At 71.2% G+C, this 21,406-nt stretch carries 18 protein-coding genes and 1 pseudogene; 10 read left to right on the top strand and 9 right to left on the bottom strand.

All coding sequences use genetic code 11. The features are described from left to right. Positions 1–150: 150 nt before the first annotated feature. Entirely contained in the window at positions 151–1,035 is an 885-nt protein-coding gene (locus tag KCH87_RS47465; protein ID WP_210594235.1) for a Gfo/Idh/MocA family protein, read from the top strand. Between the two features lie 80 nt (positions 1,036–1,115). Here KCH87_RS47465 and KCH87_RS47460 read toward each other — a convergent pair whose 3' ends face one another. Beyond that, positions 1,116–2,024 (bottom strand): GNAT family N-acetyltransferase, encoded by a 909-nt coding sequence (locus KCH87_RS47460; RefSeq protein WP_210594233.1) that lies wholly within the window; start codon positions 2,022–2,024, stop codon positions 1,116–1,118. A 339-nt stretch (positions 2,025–2,363) separates the two neighbouring features. Between KCH87_RS47460 and KCH87_RS47455 the strand changes: the two genes are divergently transcribed. Then, on the top strand, positions 2,364–3,554 hold the full coding sequence (locus tag KCH87_RS47455) for a beta-1,3-glucanase family protein (protein ID WP_210594231.1): 1,191 nt from the start codon (positions 2,364–2,366) through the stop codon (positions 3,552–3,554). A 160-nt stretch (positions 3,555–3,714) separates the two neighbouring features. Next, positions 3,715–3,918, top strand: coding sequence for a hypothetical protein (locus tag KCH87_RS47450; protein WP_210594230.1), 204 nt, complete (start codon positions 3,715–3,717; stop codon positions 3,916–3,918). Positions 3,919–4,028: 110 nt separating this feature from the next. On the opposite strand, the gene KCH87_RS47445 is transcribed toward KCH87_RS47450, so the two are convergent. After that, positions 4,029–5,162 carry a sulfite oxidase gene (locus tag KCH87_RS47445; RefSeq protein ID WP_210594228.1) on the bottom strand — a complete coding sequence of 378 codons (1,134 nt, stop codon included), beginning with the start codon at positions 5,160–5,162 and terminating at the stop codon, positions 4,029–4,031. 147 nt (positions 5,163–5,309) lie between these two features. On the opposite strand from KCH87_RS47445, the gene sthA reads away from it, so the two are divergent. The 3 genes from sthA (at position 5,310) to KCH87_RS47430 (ending at position 9,415) form a co-directional block, all read left to right on the top strand. Further along, a complete protein-coding gene (gene sthA / locus KCH87_RS47440) occupies positions 5,310–6,713 on the top strand; it encodes a Si-specific NAD(P)(+) transhydrogenase (protein WP_210594227.1) in 1,404 nt (467 codons plus the stop codon). A 258-nt stretch (positions 6,714–6,971) separates the two neighbouring features. Further along, the gene (locus tag KCH87_RS47435; protein WP_210594226.1) at positions 6,972–8,444 is read left to right on the top strand and encodes an APC family permease; all 1,473 of its coding nucleotides are present in this window, start codon (positions 6,972–6,974) and stop codon (positions 8,442–8,444) included. Between the two features lie 11 nt (positions 8,445–8,455). Beyond that, complete coding sequence (locus tag KCH87_RS47430; protein WP_210594225.1) at positions 8,456–9,415, top strand: hypothetical protein; 960 nt, start codon at positions 8,456–8,458, stop codon at positions 9,413–9,415. Between the two features lie 270 nt (positions 9,416–9,685). Here KCH87_RS47430 and prcB read toward each other — a convergent pair whose 3' ends face one another. From prcB to KCH87_RS47410, 4 genes are all read right to left on the bottom strand, one after another. After that, a complete protein-coding gene (gene prcB / locus KCH87_RS47425; RefSeq protein ID WP_210594224.1) occupies positions 9,686–10,540 on the bottom strand; it encodes a proteasome subunit beta in 855 nt (284 codons plus the stop codon). Between the two features lie 65 nt (positions 10,541–10,605). After that, entirely contained in the window at positions 10,606–11,541 is a 936-nt protein-coding gene (locus KCH87_RS47420; protein ID WP_210594223.1) for a lysylphosphatidylglycerol synthase domain-containing protein, read from the bottom strand. Continuing rightward, positions 11,538–13,013 carry a hypothetical protein gene (locus KCH87_RS47415; RefSeq protein WP_210594222.1) on the bottom strand — a complete coding sequence of 492 codons (1,476 nt, stop codon included), beginning with the start codon at positions 13,011–13,013 and terminating at the stop codon, positions 11,538–11,540. The genes KCH87_RS47420 and KCH87_RS47415 overlap by 4 nt, the downstream gene beginning before the upstream one ends. Positions 13,014–13,119: 106 nt before the next feature. After that, positions 13,120–13,515: an SgcJ/EcaC family oxidoreductase gene (locus KCH87_RS47410; protein WP_210594221.1), complete on the bottom strand. Its 396-nt coding sequence runs from the start codon at positions 13,513–13,515 to the stop codon at positions 13,120–13,122. Positions 13,516–13,637: 122 nt separating this feature from the next. Here KCH87_RS47410 and KCH87_RS47405 point away from each other — a divergent pair, with 122 nt between their 5' ends. From KCH87_RS47405 to KCH87_RS47390, 4 genes are all read left to right on the top strand, one after another. Continuing rightward, entirely contained in the window at positions 13,638–14,300 is a 663-nt protein-coding gene (locus KCH87_RS47405; protein ID WP_210594220.1) for a nucleoside/nucleotide kinase family protein, read from the top strand. Between the two features lie 10 nt (positions 14,301–14,310). Continuing rightward, complete coding sequence (locus KCH87_RS47400; protein ID WP_210594219.1) at positions 14,311–15,069, top strand: DUF429 domain-containing protein; 759 nt, start codon at positions 14,311–14,313, stop codon at positions 15,067–15,069. Between the two features lie 12 nt (positions 15,070–15,081). Then, on the top strand, positions 15,082–15,762 hold the full coding sequence (locus tag KCH87_RS47395) for a class I SAM-dependent methyltransferase (protein ID WP_210594218.1): 681 nt from the start codon (positions 15,082–15,084) through the stop codon (positions 15,760–15,762). A 163-nt stretch (positions 15,763–15,925) separates the two neighbouring features. Beyond that, complete coding sequence (locus KCH87_RS47390; protein WP_210594241.1) at positions 15,926–17,566, top strand: ATP-binding SpoIIE family protein phosphatase; 1,641 nt, start codon at positions 15,926–15,928, stop codon at positions 17,564–17,566. Positions 17,567–17,590: 24 nt separating this feature from the next. Here KCH87_RS47390 and KCH87_RS47385 read toward each other — a convergent pair whose 3' ends face one another. The 3 genes and pseudogenes from KCH87_RS47385 to KCH87_RS47375 all read right to left on the bottom strand — a co-directional run. Next, the gene (locus tag KCH87_RS47385; RefSeq protein ID WP_210594217.1) at positions 17,591–19,420 is read right to left on the bottom strand and encodes a hypothetical protein; all 1,830 of its coding nucleotides are present in this window, start codon (positions 19,418–19,420) and stop codon (positions 17,591–17,593) included. Between the two features lie 70 nt (positions 19,421–19,490). Then, positions 19,491–21,209 (bottom strand): hypothetical protein, encoded by a 1,719-nt coding sequence (locus KCH87_RS47380; RefSeq protein WP_210594216.1) that lies wholly within the window; start codon positions 21,207–21,209, stop codon positions 19,491–19,493. Positions 21,210–21,211: 2 nt separating this feature from the next. Continuing rightward, positions 21,212–21,406 (bottom strand): annotated as a pseudogene (locus tag KCH87_RS47375) (carbohydrate ABC transporter permease); the annotation flags it as partial.

The following is a 21,406-nucleotide window of genomic DNA, read 5'->3' as shown; positions in this document are numbered from 1 at the left end:
AGCAGTCCAATAGAAGAAAGAGAACGGATTCAGCACGCGGGCGACTCAATCCCCGCTCGCGTGCGTCTTTGCGTAAACCGGGTTGCCGGACGGCCGAGTCCGTGTGCGAGGCTCACGGCACTCGGCTCGGTATCGCGGAAAGGCGACGACATGCGCATTGGACTCCTCGGCACCGGCCCCTGGGCACAGATGGCTCACGCGCCAGCCCTGAGCGAGCACCCGGACCTGGAATTCGCCGGTGTGTGGGGCCGCCGTCCCGAGGCCGCCAAGGAACTGGCCGACCTGCACGGGACGAGGGCGTACGACGATGTCGACGCCCTTCTTGCCGACGTGGACGCCGTCGCGGTCGCCCTGCCTCCGGACGTCCAGGCGGGGCTCGCCGCACGGGCGGCGCGCGCCGGGTGCCATCTGCTGCTGGACAAGCCCATCGCGCTGACGGTCCAGGAGGGGCAGGCCGTCGTCGAGGCCGTGCGGGAGGCCGGTGTCGCCTCGGTGGTCTTCTTCACCACCCGGTTCCAGACGCTTACGGAGGCGTGGATCACCGAACAGGCGGGGCAAGGCGGCTGGTTCACGGCGCGCGCCCAGTGGCTGGGTTCGGTGTTCACCAGTGACAGCCCGTTCGCCACGCCGTGGCGGCGGGAGAAGGGCGCGCTGTGGGATGTCGGCCCGCATGCCCTGTCCGTCCTGCTGCCGGTGCTGGGTGACGTACGGCGGGTGGCGGCCGCGGCGCCCGGTCCCGGGGACACGACCCATCTGGTCCTCGAGCACACCGGCGGCGCGTCGAGCACGCTGACGCTGAGCCTCACGGCCCCGCCCGCGGCGGCCGGGGCCGAAGTCGAGCTCCGGGGCGAGGCCGGAGTGACGCGGCTGCCGGAGGGCGCGGAGGGAGCGGTGACCGCGCTGGTGCGGGCCGCCGATGCGCTGGTGAGCGCCGCTCGCACGGGGGAAGCGCACGCGTGCGACGCCATGTTCGCCCTTCGGGTGACTGAGATACTGGCGGAGGCGGAGACGATGCGCAGGCGCTCCGCTGGTTAGGCGGTTCGTTTGCTGCGGGCCGGTGGGGGCTTGTCGCGCAGTTCCCCGCGCCCCTTTGGGGCGCGGGGAACTGCCTGTGATCAGCCCAGGTCGTCCCTCCGGGCCGCCAGGAAGTTGATCCGCTCCCGCACCACCGGATACCCGGCCTTGGCGAAGTGCGCGGCCATGGGGAAGTTCCCCTGGTCCGTGGCGGCGGTGACGAACTCGGCGCCCTGTTCGACGAGGAAGCGGGTGCACTCGACGAGCAGGTCGTAGGCGTACCCGTGTCCGCGCTGTTCCGGCAGGACGCCGACGAAGCCGACGCAGGGGCCGGACGGATTGCGCGCCGGGATGTGGATGCCGACCGGCTCACCGGCACGCGTGCGTGCCACCTGCCACCACTCCCGGGGCGAGGGGCACCAGCGGAAGAAGTCGAGTTCCTCCTGGGCCGCCCGGTCGACGCCGCCTTCGTCGATGGCGGCACGGGAGTGGGCGTCGAGGGTGGCGGAGTGGATGCGGCACAGCGCGTCGTAGAACACGGCGTCGTCCGGCTCCGGCTCGAAGACCAGACGGCCGGGTCGCTCGGGCAACCCGCACTCGGGAGTCCACCGGTACAGGAAGCGCTCCACCAGCAACTCGAATCCGGCGGCTCGTGCGGCCCTGAAGCGGGGCTCGGCGGCCGAGCGCAGCTCCGGCGTGTCGCGCCAGCCGCCGGGCAGGTTCAGCTCGAGTTCCTCGACGTGCCACGGCGCCGTCCGCAGAAGCTCGGCTCCGGCTTCCTCCTCCCCGTCGGCCACGTCGAACCAGTTGATGTTGACGGGCTCGGTGTCGTCGGGACCGCCCCACCAGGCCGCGCGGGCGACGACCGTGCCGTCACGCAGCGCCACCCGCTTCCAGTCGGGGCGATGGCGGGTGAGCCGGTGCGCCTCGCGGGCGCCCAGCGGGTCCGGTGCTGCGTCGAAAAGATGGGCGTCGCTCTCGTCGAGCGTACGAATGACCAGGTCGGTCACTGATTCCTCCGGGATGCATGCTGCGGGGAGCGCTCCCGGTCGGTCACACGAAGCACGCCGGGGCAACGGAAAGGGAGCGCTGGGTGAGGGTGATCTGCACGGCACTCGCCTCCTTCCGGCCGTCTCAGGGCGTGGCCTCACACAGTACGGGGGCTCCGCCGCACTCGTCCATCGCCTTTCCCGCCACCACCGCGTCCACCACGGAGGCCACTTAAGCGCGCCTTATCGGCGGCTTAAGCGATCGCGCGGCCCATCGACCTACTCAAGTGGCCCCAGGTAAAAGGGATGTCACTGAGAGCGCTCTCAGATCAACGCCGACTACACGGGAGACAGCCCCACATGACACCCCGTCACCAGCGCACCCTCGGCCGCCGCAGGTTCCTCGTCGCCCTCGCGGGAGCGGCAGTTGCCGCACCCGGCGTCGCCGCGATCGCCCCCCACGCCCTCGCCGGGAACGCCACGAAGGCAGCCGACGGCGCCCTCCCGCTGACGCTCGTCAACGACAGCGGGTCCTTCGACAACGCCTCCGTTCACGTCTACATCGTGGGCAACCAGGACGGCAAGCAGGTGCGCGTCACGCCCGACGGCACCCTCGCCCCGATCGCCGTCTCGGACAACGGCGCCGACGGTTTCACCGACTACGCGATCAGCCTGGCCGGCAGCGGCGAGACCCGGCTGAACCTGCCGTACATGTCGGGCCGTATCTATGTGTCCCTGGGCGAGAAGCTCAAGTTCAAGGCGGTCACGGACGGCAACGGCAACGGCGCACTCCAGTACCCGGCCGGCTGGGTCAAGTCGGACCCCAACTATGCGGTGCTGCACGACTGTGCCGAGTTCACGTACAACTCGGCGGGCATGTTCTGCAACACGACCATGGTCGACATGTTCAGCGTGCCGCTGAGCATCCGGCTGACCGGCGCCAAGGACCAGACGACCGGCACGCTGCGCGAGGGAGGCCGTGCGGCCGCGTTCGCCGCCGTGCGGGAGGCCGAGGGCTTCGCGTCTCTCGTCGTGGACGACACGCGCGTGATCGCGCCCGGGCACGGCCTGGACGCGGGCCTGTTCGCGGACGACTACCTCGCTCCGTACATCGACGAGGTGTGGAGCACGTACACCGGTCAGGACCTCAAGGTCACCACCAACGCCGGCACCTTCACCGGGCGGGTGCGCGGCGACCAGCTCGTCTTCGAGGGGCCCGCCGCGGTCTCCTTCGCCAAGCCGTCGACCCGGGACGTGCTCTTCTGCGACGGCACCCTCGCCGCGCCCAACGACGGCACGACCGGTCCCGTCGCCGCCGTGCTCGGCGCCGGGTTCAATCGCTCGACGCTGGCCGGCACCGCGGCCCAGCCGGTGACCGACCCCGCGGCCTTCTATGCCACCGGCCTCACCAACCACTACTCCAAGGCGATGCACGCGGCGACCGAGGACGGCAAGGCGTACGGCTTCGCCTTCGACGACGTGGCCGACTTCGCGTCGTACATCCAGGACACGGCGCCCACGGGTCTGCGGATGACGCTGACGCCGTTCTAGGGGCCGCGCACCGGGCGTCACACGGGCTGCTCCGGGTCCCTCGCGTCACATCCGCCGGCGCCTCAGGATGCACGGCGGGCCGCCGCGATGAATGGTGATAGTGGACCCGATGAATGTACCGGGGCCCGTAGCAGCGATCCGGACCCGAGGAGCAGAGATCATGACGACGTCACAGTCAGCGTCGGGGCCGTCCGAGGACCGCGCCACCCCGGACGACCTGCTCCACGCCCGTACCGGCACCGATGTGTCGCCGGAGGACCTGGTTCTTGCCTCAGGCAAGGACATCACGCCGCACAGTCTGGAATGGGCGAAGCGCAAGCTGTCCAAGGAAGGGCCCGCGGCACTCGACAAGATACTGCCGTAACGCTCCGCTGGGTGGGCCGCGATGTGCCGTCGTATTTCGACTGCGGCGCCGTCGTGGCTGGTCGCGCAGTTCCCCGCGCCCCTTCGGGGCGCTGCCGAACCGGGCGGACCCTACCGGTGGTCGTCCTCTGCGTCGACGCACAGCACGGGCACCCGCTGGACGAGGTTGTTGGCGAAGCCTCCGCGGTTCCAGGGCGCTTCGAGCGGCTGGGTGTGGCCCTCGGCGTCGGTGGCTCGCGCGCTGAGCACATGCTCACCGGGCGTCGCCGTCCAGGTGAAGCGCCATCGGCGCCACGCCCAGCGGTGCCCGGCGTCCGGTGCCAGGTCGGCCGGGTGCCAGGTGTGTCCGGCGTCGGTGCTGACCTCGGCGCGGGTCACCGGTGCCTGCCCGGACCAGGCGCGCCCGTCGATGGTCACCGGACCCGGCCGGACGATGCGGGTCCTGGACATGAAGTCCGGGAAGCCGGGCGGGACCAGCAGGGCGCGCGGTGCGATACGGGTGACCGGCTCGCCCTCGTCCTGGGGGTGCTGCCTGAGCCGGTAGGCGACGGCCTGCTGGAAGCCGGTGAACGCCGTGTCGGTGGCGGTGATCTCGCGCAGCCACTTCACGTGCGCCATCCCGTACCAGCCGGGGACGACGAGGCGCAGCGGGCTGCCGTGCTGCGGCGGCAGCGGGACGCCGTTCATCGCGTACGCCACCAGCACCTCGGGCTCGGCGCCCGTCGCCACATCCACCGGCAGCGAGCGCCGGTAGTCCTGCTCGACCCCGCGCTCCACGCCGTGGTCAGCGCCGGTGAAGACCACGTCGACGGCGTCGGGGGCGACCGACGCCTCGGCGAGCAGCAGCCGCAGGGGTACGCCGGTCCAGTCGGCGGTGCCGACGGCCTCGACCAGCCAGGGCTGGCTCACCGGCCGGGGCGTCAGCAAGGCCCGGCCGTTGCCCGCGCACTCCAGCGTGACACGCACGGTGACCTGGGGATACGCCCGTAGCTCGGCGAGATCGAGACGCAGCGGGCGGCGGACCAGGCCGCCGATGGTCAGCGTCCAGGGCTCGTCCTCGGGGACGTACGGGATGTCGTAGTGCGTGAGGACGTAGTGCAGCCCCGGCGGGGTGACGTCGTAGCGCAGTGCTTCGAGCGGCAGACCGTGGTTGCGGGTGGCGAGGGCCAGCTCGTCCCGGCCGATGCCCTCGTCGGGGCCGGCCAGCCGGGCGGGTGTGCTCGCGTCACCGAGTCGATGGCCCATGAGGGCATTATCGCGCCGCGGCGTCACTTGTCGCAGCGCCCGGCGCAACTGCGAGCAGTCCTCAGGGAATTCCGGCAGCCCCGGCCCGACGAGGTGGTTACCCGTTCGCCCTTTCGCAAGGGGTCGTCGGGCTGACAGACTCCGGAGGTGCCCGACTTCGACATGCTTGTCATTGGATCCGGCCCGGGTGGCCAGAAGGCCGCCATCGCCGCGGCCAAACTCGGCCGCCGGGTCGCCGTCGTCGACCGCCCCGACATGGTCGGCGGGGTCTCCATCCACACCGGCACCATTCCCTCCAAGACAATGCGCGAGGCGGTGCTCTACCTCACCGGACTCGCCCAGCGCGATCTCTACGGGCAGAGCTACCGGGTGAAGGAGGACATCACCGTCGCCGACCTGACCGCCCGCACCCAGCACGTGGTCAGCCGCGAGGTCGATGTCATCCGCAGCCAGCTGACCCGCAACCACATAGCCCTGTACGCCGGGACCGGCCACTTCGTCGACGACCACACCGTCGCCCTGCGCGAAGTCACCGGCCAGGAGCGGCTGATCAGCGCGGAGCACATCGTCATCGCGACCGGCACCCGGCCCGCCCGGCCGGACAGCGTCGAGTTCGACGGACAGACGATCATGGACTCGGACAACGTCCTCACGCTCGAACGCGTGCCGCGTTCCATGGTCATCGTCGGCGCGGGAGTCATCGGCATGGAGTACGCCTCCATGTTCGCCGCGCTGGGCAGCAAGGTCACCGTGGTCGAGAAGCGCCCCGGCATGCTCGACATGTGCGACGTCGAGATCATCGAGTCCCTCAAGTACCACCTGCGGGACGTCGCGGTCACCTTCCGCTTCGGCGAGACCGTCGCCGCCGTGGAGCGGCACCCGCGCGGCACGCTGACCATTCTGGAGAGCGGCAAGAAGATCCCCGCCGACACGGTGATGTACTCGGCCGGCCGGCAGGGCCTCACCGATGACCTCGACCTGGACAAGGCGGGCCTGTCCGCCGACCCGCGCGGTCGGATCAAGGTCGACGAGCACTACCGCACCGAGGTTCCGCACATCTACGCCGTCGGCGACGTCATCGGCTTCCCGGCGCTGGCCGCCACGTCGATGGAGCAGGGACGCGCGGCCGCCTATCACGCGTGCGGGGAGCCCGTGGGCCGGATGCACAACCTCCAGCCGATCGGCATCTACACCATCCCGGAGATCAGCTTCGTCGGGCGGACCGAGGACCAACTGACCGAGGACTCCGTGCCGTTCGAGGTCGGTGTCGCCCGGTACCGGGAGCTGGCCCGCGGACAGATCATCGGCGACTCGCACGGCATGCTGAAGCTGCTGGTGTCCTCCGAGGACCGCTCGCTGCTGGGCGTGCACTGCTTCGGAGCCGGAGCCACCGAGCTGATTCACATCGGACAGTCCGTGATGGGCTGCGGCGGCACGGTCGACTATCTCGTCGACGCGGTGTTCAACTACCCGACGCTCGCAGAGTCGTACAAGGTGGCCGCCCTGGACGCCACCAACAAACTGCGGCAGATCGACCGGATCGGAGACTGAGGCCGCCGATCCGGACGGACGGCCGAACAAGCCCGAATACCGATTCAGACACGCATCTTGAGCGGTCGTCGAGTGGGGCTATCATCACGTGCACACAGGGCGTAACCGTCTGCCGACGCACCGCAGACGGTGACCGCCGCCGCCCTGTGCCGCCCGTGCCGCGAGGCCAACCCTCCCCGGTTCGCGGCGGATTCACCCCCCACCCTTACGGCGCCGCGGCATGCCCCGGCGTCGTGCACGACCGAAAGCAGCACAACGATGAGCAACAGCAGGGGCAGAGGCCTCCAGGCCAATGCCCTCAGCACGTTCGACACCGTGGTGATGGCGGTCGCGGGCAGCGCGCCGGCGTACTCCCTCGCCGCGACCACCGCCGTCCTGGTCGGTACGGTGGGGGTGGCGAGTCCCGCGGCCCTGCTGTACTGCGCGATACCGATGCTGGGCATCGCACTGGCGTTCAGCTATCTCGGCCGGATCGATGTGAACGCGGGCGCCAGTTACTCCTGGGTGGGGCGGACGCTGCATCCCTTTCTCGGCTTCATCAGCGGCTGGGCGCTGGTGATCTCGGCGACCATCTTCATGGTGGCCGGTTCGCTGCCCGCCGGTTCGATGACGCTCGCGCTCTTCGACGAGCAACTCGCCGACGACACCCTGCTGTCGACGCTGGTCGGGGCCGCCTGGTTCCTGCTCATGCTGTTCGTGGTGCTCGGCGGCGCCCGGCTCACCGTCCGCGCGCAGCTGGTCATGTCCGGCGTCGAACTCGTCATCCTGGCGCTCTTCGTGGTGCTCGCCCTCTTCCACTCCGGCCATGCGCGCGCCTTCGACTGGTCGTGGCTCGGCTTCGGCCACTTCGACGGCGTGTCGGGCTTCGCGTCCGGTGCGCTGATCGCCGCGTTCTACTACTGGGGCTGGGACGTCACCAGCAACCTCAGCGAGGAGACCCGCAACAGCCGTCGTACGACAGGACTCGCCGGGCTGATCGGAGTCGGCATCGTCTTCCTGCTCTTCGAGGTGTTCACCATCGCGGTGAACGTCCTGCTGTCCGCGCGGCAGATCCAGGACGGCGACGCCAACGTCCTTGCCCTGCTGGGCGATGAGATCTGGCCCGGCTGGGGCGGCAAGCTGCTGATCGTCGCGGTGATGCTGTCCACCATCGCCACGCTGGAGACCACGCTGATCCAGGTGACGCGCTCGCTGTTCGCGATGGGCCGCGACCGGACGATGCCGTCCGCGCTGGGCCGGGTGCACCGCACCTGGAACACGCCCTGGGTGGCGATCGCCGTGGTGGGCGCGGTGGCACTGATGATGATCATCGCCTCCAACGCGCTCGGCACGGTCGGCGACATCATGGGCCACGCCATCTCGGCGATCGGTCTACAGATCGCCGTCTACTACGGTCTCGCGGGCCTCGCGGTCGTCGTCGCCTACCGCAGAGTGCTGCTGAATTCCCCGGCGAACTTCCTCCTCGGCGGAGTGTGGCCGCTGGCCGGCGCGCTCTTCATGTTCTGGATCTTCGTAGAGTCGCTGGGCGAGTTGAGCGCTCCGGCGATCACGATCGGCATCGGCGGCCTCGCCGTCGGGCTGGTCCCGATGCTCTGGTACTGGCGGCAGGGCAGCGACTACTACCGCCCGGCGAAACTCGACGCCAGCCGCACCGTCACCGTGGACTACGTGCCCGACAGCCATCCGGCCGCGCACTCCCGTGTCCACGAGGGTCTCCCCACCGACTTCTGAGGGAGATCCCGATGGCGCGAGACCGCTTCGTCCTCGACTTCGATCCCGACTGCGGGGACGCGCCCCTCACCGCAGCCCGCCAGGACATCGTCATCGGCCGCTGGCAGGGCCTCAGAGAACTGCTGCGGGCCACCGGCCCCGACTGGCTGGTGCGCGGCCACCGGGTGCGGCAGCTCGCCCAGGCCTGCGCAGGCAGTTCCACGGTCGAGTCGTGGCTGGCCGCCGAGCCGCGCAGTGCCGACGCACTGGTGCTGCGGGCGGCGACGGAGACCACTCGGGCGTTCAACCTGGCCATCACGGCGGGCCGGGGCGTGCCGATCGACCGGCGCCGCATCGACGGCTCGGTGACCGCGTGTCTGGACGCCGCCGAGGCGTATCCGGAGGACCCCACCCCGTGGATCTCCCTGATCTCCGTCGCCCGGCTGTACCCGTCGGGCGTACGGCGGCAGGAGCTGGCCCGCTGGTGGGACGAGTTGCACCGGCGGGACCCGTACAGCGTGGAGGGCCACCTCCAGGTGCTGCACTACTACTCCTCCCGCTGGCACGGCACACACGGCCTCATGTACGACTTCGCACGCGACGCGGCAGGCGTGGCACCGCCCGGTTGTGCGCTGCCGGTGCTGGTCCAGTACGCCCGGGTCGAGGAGTTCCGCTACGCCCTGGACGCCGCGAAGGGCCGGCACACCGCCATGGGGCTCGGGCAGCACTGGGACCACGACGGCGCCGTCAGCGACGTACGCCGCACCTGGCAGCGCTGGATCATGGGCCGCACCGACAGCACGATCGCTCCCGGTGAGCTGCGCGACTTCAACTACCTGGCCCACGCGGCCTGTCTCGCTGACCAGTCGGACATCGCCGCCCCGCTGCTGCGGATGCTCGATTGCCGGGCGACCCGCACTCCGTGGTCGTACACCGGCGATCCGCAGCAGCAGATCCTCAAATGGCGCGGGGAGTCGGGGCTGCGCACGTGACGTCGAGGTTCCGCCGAAGGGCCGGGGCGACGGCGGTCACTCCCCCGACCCTGATCCACTCCTGCCGCGTCAAGGCGGTGCGGACGCGGTGCCAGGCCGAGCCGTCGGGGCCGTGGCGGGGAGGGGCGGAGCGGAATCAGGGGCGGCCGTCATCGGGTTGCCGTCGGTGAGCGGCCGCACTGGGCAGCCTCCCGGCATGTCCCGGCATATGCAATCGATGTGCGGTAAAGGCCGTGGCAGGTCTTCACCATGGGCCGGGAAAGGCCGGTGTCAGACGGTCGCGGTCGGTCCGTCCGGGCTGCCGCGGCGCTGTTCGACCATCTCGCGGCTCAGGGCTTCCGTCTCCGGTTCCGGCAGCCGCTCGAAGCCCTCCTCGGTGATGACCGAGACGATGGGGAAGATCCGGCGGTTGATGTCGGGGCCGCCGGTCGCGGAGTCGTCGTCCGCGGCGTCGTACAGCGCCTGAAGCGCGGCCAGGGCGGCGTCGCGCCGGGACATGCCCTTGTGGAACAGCTTCTTCAACGCACCACGCGCATACGGCGATCCGGAACCCTCGGCGTGGAAGTCGGACTTCTCGTACAGACCGCCGGCGACGTCGAAGCTGAAGATGCGGCCCCTGTCGCCCTCGGGGGCGGACGGGTCGTAGCCGGTGAGGAGGGGGACGACGGCGAGGCCCTGCATGGCCTGGCCGAGGTTCTCGCGGATCATGCCGGCCAGTCGACGCGCCTTCGCGTTGAGGCTCATCGCCGTGCCCTCGATCTTCTCGAAGTGCGCCAGCTCCACCTGGTACAGCTTCACCATGTCCAGCGCGAGACCGACCGTGCCGGCGAAGGCGACCGCTGTGTGGTCGTCGGCGGGGTGCACCTTCTCCAGATCGCGCTGGGCGATGAGGTTGCCCATCGTCGCCCTGCGGTCCCCCGCGATCAACACACCGTCGCGATAGGCGAGGGCGAGCACCGTGGTGCCGTGCGGAACACGGTCCGGGTCGGCGCGGACGCCGTGCGGGAGCGGGCTGCGCGTGCTCAGCAACTCCGGGCGGTACGCCGCCAGGAACTCGGAGAACGACGAACTCCCCGGCGTGAAGAACTCGTCCCCCAGCCGACCACCGGTCTCCTCGCCTGCCATCGCACTCCCCCTCGCGTCGGTGCCGGTAACTCAGTCCTACCTGAACCTGGTTCTCCGGAAACGCCTCACAGCGCCTTGCGCCGGACGAGCAACCCGAGTACCACCAGCCCCGGAACGAGCGGCAGCCACATCGTCAGCAGCCGGTAGCCGAGCACGGCGGAGGCTACGGCGGACGCCGGGGCGCCACCCGCGGTGAGCGCGAGGGCGAGTGCGGCGTCGAGGGAGCCGAGGCCGCCGGGGGTGGGCAGCAGCGCGGCCGCACTGCTCGCGGCGAGATAGAGCAGCGCCACTCTGGCCGGGGCGAGCGGCAGGGCCACGGCCTGGGTGACGGCGATGAGCACCGCGCAGTGGAGCACGGTGAAGGCCAGCGACCCGCCCCACAGGGCCGCCGCACGCTGCGGGCGGGCGTGCACGGCACGGATGTCGGCCGCCACGACGGCGAGGGCCCGGCGGCACCGCCCGCTGCTCAGCAGGACCGCAGCCACGCACGCCACGAAGATCACGGCGGCCACCCATCCGGCGGACAGGGACGGCACCAGCAGAACCCCCGGGCAGGCCAGGGCGAGTACGCCGATCAGGGCACCGCGGACCACCACGCCCGCGGTCGCCTTCACCGCGAGGGCCGTGGCCGAGCGGCCGGCGGACAGGCCGCAGCGCATGAGGAAGCGGAGGTTGACCGCGCCCGCGCCGAGGCCGGCGGGCAGCAGATGGTTGGCGGCGGAGGCGGCGAACTGCGCGGCGACGAGCCGTCCCGGCGGCAGCCGATCGGTCACGGCGCCCTGCTGGGCGAGCGCCGAGCACACCCAGGTCGCGAGCGCGGCCGACGCGGCCACGAGCAGCCAGCCCTGGTCGGCGACGGCGAGCCGGACGGCTCCGGTCTCCAGCACTGGCCAGTGCCGACGCGCCAGATAGCCGGCGCCCGCCAGAACGGCGAGCGTGAGGGCGGTGTGCACGTAGGCGCGTCTTCGGGTGGGTGGGGCGAGGACCTGCTCGGACGTCATACGGGCCCCGGTGCGATGTGGACGTCCAGACCGTCGAGCCGGTGGGTCTGCCAGGTACGGGCGTACCCGGGCGGGATGCCGCCCGGCGGAGTGAGGGCGCCGACCGGGAGCGTGCGTGCGGTACGCAGGATGTCCGCCTTGGTGGTGTTGGCGTTGTGGCCGCGGATCGCCCCGGAGGAGCAGCCGGTGTAGTAGGCGACGGGGATGGCCTCGTGCCCGGTGAGCAGACAGGGCGGGCGGACGCCCAGGCGGTGCAGTTCGGCGGCGCTGCGGGTCCAGGCGCGGCGGTCGGCGGTGGTGCGGTCCACGGCGCGCTCCAGGACGACGTACTGCACGGCGAGATGTCCGGCCAGCCCGACCGCGACCAGCGTCGCGACGACCGGTCGCCATCGCCCGCTCGGTGCGGTGACCAGGTGGCGCAGCGCGTCGGCGACGGGGACGGCGAGCAGCGCGTAGGCGGGCAGCAGGAAGCGCGGGGCGGCGTATCCGATCAGGAACAGGTAGGGAACGGCGGCGGTCGTGGCGATCAGGAGCGGTACGAGGGTGTACGCGGTCCGTCCGGCGCGGACGGCGACCGCGAGGCCGAGGACGGCGAGCAGCGGGAGCACGAACCACCACAGGGTCACCGCCGGGTTGGGCATCTCCCCGGTGCAGGGGCGGCACAGGGTGCGCCCGATCAGGCTGCGCAGCTGGTCGTCGACGGCGTTGTGCCAGCCGAGTCCGCCCTGGATCCGGGATGCCTCGGACAGCCGCTCGCCCAGGCCGTCGTGGCTGACGTAGGCCTCGGTCACCCACGCGACGGCGCCGACCGCGAGCCCCGCCACGAGGGCGAGCGCGAGCCGCCACTGACGTACCGAAAGAACCAGCAGGGGCAACGCGACCCAGGCCGCGTCCGTGGGCCGCATCAGCGCCATGAGCACCGCGCCGGCCGCGGCGCCCCACCAGGCCCGCCGGTCGAGTCGGTCCGCGCGGGCGCGCAAGTAGCAGCCGACGCAGACCAGGGCGCCGATCGCCACCCAGTAGTTGGGCATCGCCTGCGGGGCGTAGAAGAGTGTCACCCACAAGGTGGCGAACAGGGCGCCGGCGGTGGCCAGGACGCCGGTCGGGAACAGTCCGCGCCAGGCGCGCAGGGCGAGGTACAGACCGACTCCGGCCAGCAGTGCGAGGTAGACGCGCAGCAGCGTGGTGGACGTCGACCAGGAGGCGACCGGTGCCACCAGCAGCGAGACGCCACGGGCACGCGGTGCGCTGAAGAAGGCGGCCGGCGCCTGGGTGCCGACCTGGCTGACGTACACGGTTTCGTCCCAGCCGAGACCCATGGACGGGTGGACGAGGACGAGCTGGGCGAGTGTGAAGCCGCCGGCGACCGCCGCGAGCAGGCCCCTGTCGCGGGCCCGCCCGAACGTACCGGGCACGGTCGCCTCGTCGCGTCGTCCCATACCGGCGAGCATGGCGTTCGTGCCGTGCGCCATCGTCCACCCCTCAGTCCGGGAAACACGAACAAACTAACCCAAACCGGATGTCGGTACCTCGTCCAGTGCACCCACGTACATCAGTCGGCCGCCCCCCGGCGGGAGGTCAGTCGTGCGGGAACGAGTGGTGCTCGTGGGAGACCAGCCAGCGACCGTCCTCCTTGCGCAGGCCGAGGGTGAGCCGCAGGCGCAGCGTGGGGCGCTCGGCGAGCTCCTCCGGGGTGCCGCAGCGCAGCAGGGCGTGTGCGTAGGCGACGTCCGGGCCCGCGGTGATGTCGAGGGACTCGATGTCGAAGCAGGCGCCCTGGGCCTGCCAGACGAAGAACGGCGGCCAGCTCGCGCGGTAGGCGTCGAGGCCGTGGATGCCCTCGTGAGGCGGCGGTACGTCGTACATGACGATGTCCTGGGCGTGATCGGCGAGCACGCGGTCGAGATCGCCGCGGTGGACGGCTTCGGCCCAGTGGGTGATCAGGGTGCGGATCCGCGCTTCGTCGTCCGACATGGCGGTGGCTCCCTCCTCGTCGGTGACTCTTCGGTGAAGACTCCGGTGAAGAGACTCCCCGCCTCTACCGACTTCCCGTACCGGCACAACTCATCGCCCCGCCGGGTGCCACACTCTGCGGTGTGCCCGTGACCTTCGACGACCTCCTCACCCGCGCCCGCGGCCTCACCGACGGCAGCCGCCGTGCCGTCCTCGGCATCGCGGGAAGCCCCGGCGCGGGCAAGACGACGCTCGCCGAAGCCCTCGTACGGGAGCTGAACGGCTCCGGGGATCCCTGGGTCGCGCACGTCCCGATGGACGGCTTCCACCTGGCCGACATCGAACTCGACCGCCTCGGTCTCCGGGACCGCAAGGGCGCACCCGACACGTTCGACGCCGCCGGCTACGCGGCTCTGCTGCGACGCGTGCGCGAGGAGGACGACGGCATCGTGTACGCGCCCGGCTTCGAGCGGGTGCTGGAGCAGCCGATCGCGGGCGCGATCCCGGTGCCGCCGAGCATCCGGCTGGTCGTGACGGAGGGCAATTACCTGCTGCTGGAGACGGGGCCGTGGGTGCGCGTCCGGCAGCAGCTGGACGAGGTGTGGTTCTGCGGGCTCGATGAGCGGGAGCGGCTCCGGCGGCTGACCGCCCGCCACGAGGAATTCGGAAAGGACCACGAAGAGGCGGTCGCGTGGGCCCTGGGAACGGACCAGCACAACGCCGACCTGGTCGCCGCGACCCGGGACCGGGCGGACCTGATCGTGCCGGTCGGTGAGCTGACGGCGCCGGTGGGCACACGTACCTAGTCTGTCCCTCATGCGAACCGTCGGGATCGACCTTTCGGCCAGGCCGCCGCGTACGGCGGCCGCCGTCATCGAGTGGACGCCGGGCCGGGCCACGGTACTGCCACCCCAACTCGCCTGCGACGACGAAGAGTTGTTGAAGCTGCTGCTCGCTCTGGGGCCGGACGATCAGGCGGGCGTGGACTGCCCCTTCGGCTGGCCCACCACGTTCGTCGACTCCATGAACGCCCACGCCGCACCGCACCCCACGTGGCCCGGCCGGGACGCGGACGGCATCCAGGACCTGGACTCTCTGCGCTACCGCCGCACAGACAAGATCGTCGCCGAGCACGCGCCGCGCCATCCGCTCTCCGTCTCCTGCGACAAGCTCGGCGCCGTCGCCATCCGGTGGGCTCGGCTTCAGGCACTCCTCGCGGCCCGGGGGCGGCCCGTCGACCGCACGGGGCGCGGGTCCGTGGCCGAGGTGTATCCGAGCGCAGCCCGTCGGCAGTGGGACCTCGTCGTCGGAACCGTCGACGAACTCCTCGCGGCAGCACCGTGGTTGCACATGCCCGAGGACGCGCGCCAGCCATACGCGCACAGCCGTGACGCGTATGACGCTCTGGTCGCCGCCCTCGCGGCCAGGGCCGTGCGGACGGGCTTCACGTCATGGCCCGACGGAGCCGACGCCGAGTCTGCCCGTACCGAAGGCTGGATTCACCTGCCCGGGGCGGGGACACTTGCACGCCTCCCGGATTCGTCAAGTTGTGAAATAATTCCACAATCACACTGAAAGGTGACTTTCGTGATCAATGAAAGCAATGGGCTTGATTACGAGAGCATACGGATCGACCGCAGCGGCCAGGCCGAAGCCTTCGATGCCATCGGCGACCGCTATGACGAGGCCTTTCCTCACAAGGAGGGCCAGGTTTCCGCCGGTGAATGGCTGATCGCATCCCTGCCGGCAGGATCCCGCGTGCTGGATCTCGGCTGTGGCACCGGAATGCCCACAGCGCGCCAGTTGACGGACGCCGGTTTCAAGGTTCTCGGCGTCGACCTGTCCGGCGAGATGGTGAGACTCGCCCGGGCGTATGTACCGGCTGCGACCTTCCGTCAGCTGGACCTCGCCGACCTGCGACCGGGCGGCCCTGGCCGGCTCGGCCGCTTCGACGCCGTCGCGGCCTTCTTCTCGCTGCTGATGCTGCCGCGCGCGGAGATCCCTCTCGCGCTGCTGACGATCCGTCACCTGCTGTCCCCCGGCGGCCTGTTCGTCCTCTCGATGGTGGAGGCCGATGTGGACGACTTCTCGATCCCGTTCCTCGGGAACACCATCCGGGTCTCCGGCTACCTGCGAGAAGAGCTGCGCAGGGTCGTCGAGGCCGGGGGCTTCGAGATCGTGAAGGAGGACTCCTACACCTACGCCCCGGCGGTCACCGACGTCCCGCCCGAGGAGCAGGTCTTCTTCTGCTGCCGGCGGCGTGACTGAGAGGGCACCATCGACCACCACGGGCCGCGGCACCGCACCCACCGGACGGACAAGTCACGTGAAGGAGCACCGCACCCCCCACGACGAGGACCCGGACAGCAACGGCCCGCAGACCGACCGGCTTCGATACCTCGACGTGGCAACGCGGCGGATCGCCCGCGGGATGGACCTGGACGAGACCCTCAGGGAACTGCGCCAGGCAGCCGTCCCCGCGTTCGCGGACGTGATACTCGTCCATCTCCACGATCCCTTGCCGGTCGGGGACGAGGAGTCGGCCGCGCCCGTCGTCCTCCAGGTGCACAGCATGGCCCGAGCCCCCATCGCCGCGGACACCGAACGCTCCCGTACGCCTTTCCTGAAGGTCGCACCGATGCACTCGACAGTGGTCCATCGTGTGCAGGTGGCTGTCACCGGCCGGCTCGCGGAGCTGCTGCTGGCCGGCCGGCCCGTGTTCGGCGACGCGCCGGGGATCGCTCCTGCCATGGCCGAGCTTCTCGGGCCCACGGTGCATGTGCAAGGCTCACTCCCACCGGGCCGCCGGCTGATCGTCGCGCCGCTGCACGGCCGCCGGCACCTGATGGGCGCCGTCGTTCTCCTGCGCCGGCCCGGCCGCCCCGCCTTCACCGGCGACGACCTGCTCGTCGCCTCGCAACTGGCGACACACACCGCGCTCGGCGTGCAGAAGGCCGTGATGTACGGATACGAGGCCTCCGTGGCGGACACGCTCCAGCACCGGATGCTGCCGTCGTCGCTGCCCGAGCCCACCGGCGTACGGATGGCCAGCCGCTACCTGCCCGCCTCGAAGACCGCCCAGGTCGGCGGCGACTGGTACGACGCGATTCCGCTGCCCGGCAACCGGATCGCGCTCATCGTCGGCGACGTCATGGGCCATTCCCTGGCCTCCGCCGCGATCATGGGCCAGCTGCGCACCATCGTGCAGACCCTCGCCGGGCTCGACCTGCCTCCGCACGAGGTCCTGCACCACCTCGACGAACAGGCCCAGCGCCTGGGCGGTGACCACATCGCGACCTGCCTCTACGCGATCTACGACCCCATATCGCACCGGCTGCTGATGGCCAACGCGGGCCACCCGCCCGCGCTGCTGCTGCGCCCGGACGGCCATGTGGAGGTACTGCGCGTCCCGCCCGGTGCTCCGATCGGCGTGGGTGGTGTCGCCTTCGAATCCACGGAGATGCCGGCGCCCACCGGAGCGGCCCTGCTGCTCTACACCGACGGCCTCGTCGAGTCCCGTGACACGGACATCGGAACCGGCGTCGCGGCTCTGCGCGCCCACCTCCAGGCCACCGCCCACGGGCTCGGCACCTCCGCACTGGAAGCGCTGTGCGATCACGTGCTGAGCACCCTGGGCCCCGGCACCCGGGACGACGACATCGCCCTGCTCGTCGCCCGGTTCGAGGGCTTCCCGATGGACAGCGTCGGGTACTGGTTCCTCGACCCCCACCCGATGACCGCGGGCCAGGCACGCCGGCTGACCCGCAGGACCCTGCGCCGCTGGGGCCTGGACGCCCTGCTCGACACGACGGAACTCATGGTCAGCGAGGTGGTGACCAACGCCGTGCGCTACGCCTCACGGCCCATCGCGTTGCGGCTGCTGCGCACCGACGTACTCCGCTGCGAGGTGACCGACGACTCGGTCCAGGTCCCCAGGATGCGCCAGGCCGAGCCGGGCGACGAGGGCGGCCGCGGACTGTTCCTGGTCGACGAACTGGCGCAGCGCTGGGGGGCTACGAGGTTGAGCACGGGCAAGGTCGTCTGGTTCGAGCAGCAGATCCCGAGGATCTGACGCGCGCGTCCGACGCCGCCTCCGTCACCGGTGAAGCGTCAGCTCCGGTTCGCCGTCGGCGTTGCCGGCCGGTTCCCCGATCACGGCGGTGAAGGCCTCGGTCCGCACCGTCAGCCCCTGCGTCCCGAGCTCGAACTCCGGGGAGAACGGGCCCTCGGGGCCGTAGCGCACGGCGAAGACATGGAGATCCTCCGGGCCGCCCGGCGCCGGATCCACCTCCAGGGCCGTCGATGCCACCAGGTGCCGCCAGCCCTGGTCCGGGTTGCCGTAACCGCGCGGATCGGCGGCCAGGGCGAAGGCCGCCAGCTCCTGGGTGGTCTCCGAACGGGCGTCGAAGTGATCCGTGCGCTCCGACTCCGGGTGGGTCAGACGGAGTTCGCCCGCCGCCGTCACCTCGCCGGCCGCGACCCTGCGCACACGGTCACCGTCGTCGGCCGCGTAGGGCAGCCCGGCGAGCAGGTACGGCATCCCGGGCAGCCGCTCGACGGCCACCGTCAGCCAGAGGTGCGTGCCGTCGGTGACGTACAGGGACCGGATGTGGCGCAGGACGTGGTCGCGGCCGACGACCGGCTTGGTGACCAGCTTGGCCTTCAGGCCGTCGGCGCTCAGGTCGCGGACGCGGACCTCGCCCATGGGGCGGCACAACAGGAAGCCGTCGGTGACGGGACCGAAGCCGTGCTGCCGGTTGACGGCCGCGGGCAGGTAGTAGGTACCGCCCGCCTCGACCACGGCCGGGGTCATCCGGTCGTCGAAGGCCACCGAGACCGTGCCGGCGCGCAGTTGATGCCGGGCGGCCGCCGTGGACGGCTCCCGGTGCCAGCGCGTGCTGTGCAGGATCTGCCAGATCAGCATCCACGCGAAGTGACCGTCGACCCCGCCGTCCGCCTTCACCGCGTGCCGGCCCCACCGGGTGTCACCCCGGTAGCGGCCGAGGTCGGAGCCGACACGGCGGCTGAAGTAGCGAAGCCCCAGCACGGACTCGAAGCCGGAGTGCTGTTCGCTGTAGCGCGGGCCGCCGTTGTCGAAGCCGCCGGTCGTCAGGCGTGCGTCGAGGTAGCGGGCGAGCGTGTCGCCGTCCTCGGCGAACATGTCCTCGCCGCTGACCAGATGGGCCTGGGCGAGGAAGGACAGGGAGATCGGGCCGTAGTTGTTGTCGTACGCGCCACCGTGCTCGGGCGGAAGCAGCGCACCCCGGTCGCGCACCCGGTGGGCGCGGATCTTCTCCTCGTACAGGCGCAGGGCGCGCTCGCGCACCGTGTCGCCGTCCCGGGCGGGCAGTTGCCGGGCGAGCATCAGCCCGCCGACCACACAGCCGATGGCCTGGTTGCCGGCCTCCTGCGGGTTGAAGAAGGTCGCCTCTGTGAGCCAGCGCCAGTAGCCGTGTCCCAACTGGATCAGCTCGTGGCGGGTTTCGTCGTCGATCAGGCTGCTCGCCGTCTCGACGACGTTCACCAGCTGGAGCAGCGCCCATACCGTGCTCGGCCAGTCACCGATGGGGTGCGCGCCGGCCTCCAGGGTGTAACGGGCGTACGGCAGACCGGAGTTGCGCACCCTCAGGTTCGGGTAGCCGGGGTTGTCGTCGGTGTACACCCGCTCGCGGAGGTGGAAGCGGAGGCTGCTGAGCACGGCCTCGGGCAGGCGCGGGTCCTTGGAGCGCTGATATGCGAGGCCCAGCAGTGAGGTCACGCCGAGCGAGGTGTCGCCGATGTCGTCGACGCAGTCGGGGTGTTCGAGATTGCCCTCCGGCGTGATGCGGGCCAGGGCCTGTTCGGCGACGTCCGCGAGGACTGCGTCGTATGCCTCGGGGGTGTCCGGCAGGTCGTGCAACGGGCCGCGCTGGTGAGGAAGATGCACGGGTGGGGGCGTGTGGTGCACGGGGATCAACCCTTCATGCCTGGGGTGGCCATGGCGTGGTTCGTCGGGGTCACTCGGCAGGTGCGGGCCGCCGCGCGCGTAGTGCGACGGTCAGGGTGTGCGGGCCATGTCCACCGATGTAGACGCGGTTCCCGGTCGCCGCATCGGTGCCGCCCGCCACGGTGTAGTCCTGCCCCGGGTCGTACCGCAGTACGTCGCTCCGGTCCGGCCCGACGAGCGGTTCGCCTGCCTCGACGCCGGCCTCGACCCGGATCTCGTCGTCGCCGACCCGGTAGGTCATCGGCCCGCTCGTCAGGCACCAGCGCCCGTCGCCGATCGGTACGGCGCCCTCCGGAATGCCGCCCGGCCGGAAGGTCAGTTCGAGCGCCCACGGCACCCGTGGTCCGCTGATCTCGATCCGCAGGTCGGCACCGTCTTCTCTCAGGTCGACCTCGACGCGGGTCGTGTGCGAGACCTCGTCCCGAGGTCGGTCCGGGAAAGCCATCGCGGCCGAGAAGCGTCCCTCGTCCACCAGCCGGTAGACGCCGTCGTCCCGCCTCTGGTCCGTGCGGAGCGGCTGGTAGTAGGCGGCCGTGAGGGTTTCGGTGAGCCGGTACCGGCTGTCGGCGAGCTGCTGCATACCGGCGGCGCGGAACGGGCCCAGGTCGAAGAACCCCCGCGAGAGACGGACCGCGTCGAGAACGGCGTCGCCGGCGAACAGCCGCAGGAAGGTCGGATTGCAGGCGAGGCCCGAGCGGATGCGCCGGTACTCGGGCACGTCGGAGCCGCCGTACACCACGGTGTGTGCGGTGGCCGAGGCGTGTGCGGCGAGGCGGGCGGTGGTGAGGTAGCGGCCGCGGGGCAGCGTCTCCCTGGCCGGTGCGGGCAGGGCGCGGCACAGGTCCGGGGTGAGGAGGGTCTCGGCGAGCAGGTCGGGGTCGTCGATGCCGCCGACGGCAGCCAGCCGCGCCGCCCGGCTGAAGTCGCCCCGGCCGGTGCGGATCGCGAGCAGCCGGTAGTGCGGCAGGTAAGGCGCCAGCGGGAACGGGTGGTTCTGGTCCTGCCGTCGCGAGTGGACGGTCTCCACCGTTCCGTCCGGCCTGATCAGATCCAGGGTGGCGGCGAGATTGCGCTCGACAGCGTCCCGCAGGTCGGCGCGGCCGAGGACGTCGGCCAGCAGGAGCAGCGAGGGGTTGGACACGTGCGCCGCGTAGACGGCACTCCGTTCCGAGTAGAGGCCCTCCGCGTCGATGTCGACGCCCTCGGAGAGCCACTCCTCGACGCGGTCGAGCAGCCGGTCGTCGGGGAACGACCGGTGCAGCCGGGCCAGTGCCGCGCACAGCTCCCAGCGGTGGTTCGGGGTGTGCACCCCACCGGTCAGGAGACTGCCGGAGGCGGCGCCGGCGATCTCGGCGAGCGCGGCCGTGACGTCGTGCAGTTCCGGCCCCCCGCCGGCGGCGAGGACGTGCGCGTCGCACACGTCGTTGACGGTGAACGCGGAGTCCGGCGGGGACTGCACGTTGTCGCCGCCGGCGAAGAGGCCGGTGGTGGTCTGCGCGGCCCGCAGGGCGCGCAGGTGGGTCATCGCGGCGGCGACGGCCTGCCCGCTGCCGTGCAGTGCCGAGTCCGGGGAACGGTATGCCGCGACCAGGGTCTTCACCCGGCGCGCCAGAGCGCGGTGGGTCACACCGGCGGGTTCCGCGTCCGGGCCGGCCGCCGGCGGGGCGGCCGACCGGTCGGCGGCTCGGGCCACCGACCGGACGAACTCGTGGTCGAGCGGGGTGGGCAAGGTCAGTCCTTCAGTCCGGCGTTGATGTCGGCGTTCATGACGTAACGCTGGAACACCAGGAAGACGACGATCAGCGGAATCATGGTGATGACCGAGCCGCCGAGCACCAACGACCAGTTGATGTTCTGCGCGCCGACGAGGCTCTGGATGCCGATCTGCACGGTGAACTTCTCGGGGTCGTTGAGCATCAGCAGCGG

Origin of the sequence: Streptomyces sp. GESEQ-35 (genome assembly GCF_017948485.1) — a bacterium.
Taxonomy (GTDB): domain Bacteria; phylum Actinomycetota; class Actinomycetes; order Streptomycetales; family Streptomycetaceae; genus Streptomyces.
This window is presented reverse-complemented; position numbering and strand designations above follow the sequence as displayed.

Bases quoted from the DNA above. Each gene is read 5' to 3' on its own strand.
- KCH87_RS47465 (WP_210594235.1), top strand. From the start codon at position 151: ATGCGCATTGGACTCCTCGGCACCGGCCCCTGGGCACAGATGGCTCAC.
- KCH87_RS47455 (WP_210594231.1), top strand. From the start codon at position 2,364: ATGACACCCCGTCACCAGCGCACCCTCGGCCGCCGCAGGTTCCTCGTC.
- KCH87_RS47450 (WP_210594230.1), top strand. From the start codon at position 3,715: ATGACGACGTCACAGTCAGCGTCGGGGCCGTCCGAGGACCGCGCCACC.
- KCH87_RS47445 (WP_210594228.1), bottom strand. From the start codon at position 5,162: ATGGGCCATCGACTCGGTGACGCGAGCACACCCGCCCGGCTGGCCGGC.
- KCH87_RS47435 (WP_210594226.1), top strand. From the start codon at position 6,972: ATGAGCAACAGCAGGGGCAGAGGCCTCCAGGCCAATGCCCTCAGCACG.
- KCH87_RS47430 (WP_210594225.1), top strand. From the start codon at position 8,456: ATGGCGCGAGACCGCTTCGTCCTCGACTTCGATCCCGACTGCGGGGAC.
- prcB (WP_210594224.1), bottom strand. From the start codon at position 10,540: ATGGCAGGCGAGGAGACCGGTGGTCGGCTGGGGGACGAGTTCTTCACG.
- KCH87_RS47420 (WP_210594223.1), bottom strand. From the start codon at position 11,541: ATGACGTCCGAGCAGGTCCTCGCCCCACCCACCCGAAGACGCGCCTAC.
- KCH87_RS47415 (WP_210594222.1), bottom strand. From the start codon at position 13,013: ATGGCGCACGGCACGAACGCCATGCTCGCCGGTATGGGACGACGCGAC.
- KCH87_RS47410 (WP_210594221.1), bottom strand. From the start codon at position 13,515: ATGTCGGACGACGAAGCGCGGATCCGCACCCTGATCACCCACTGGGCC.
- KCH87_RS47400 (WP_210594219.1), top strand. From the start codon at position 14,311: ATGCGAACCGTCGGGATCGACCTTTCGGCCAGGCCGCCGCGTACGGCG.
- KCH87_RS47390 (WP_210594241.1), top strand. From the start codon at position 15,926: ATGGACCTGGACGAGACCCTCAGGGAACTGCGCCAGGCAGCCGTCCCC.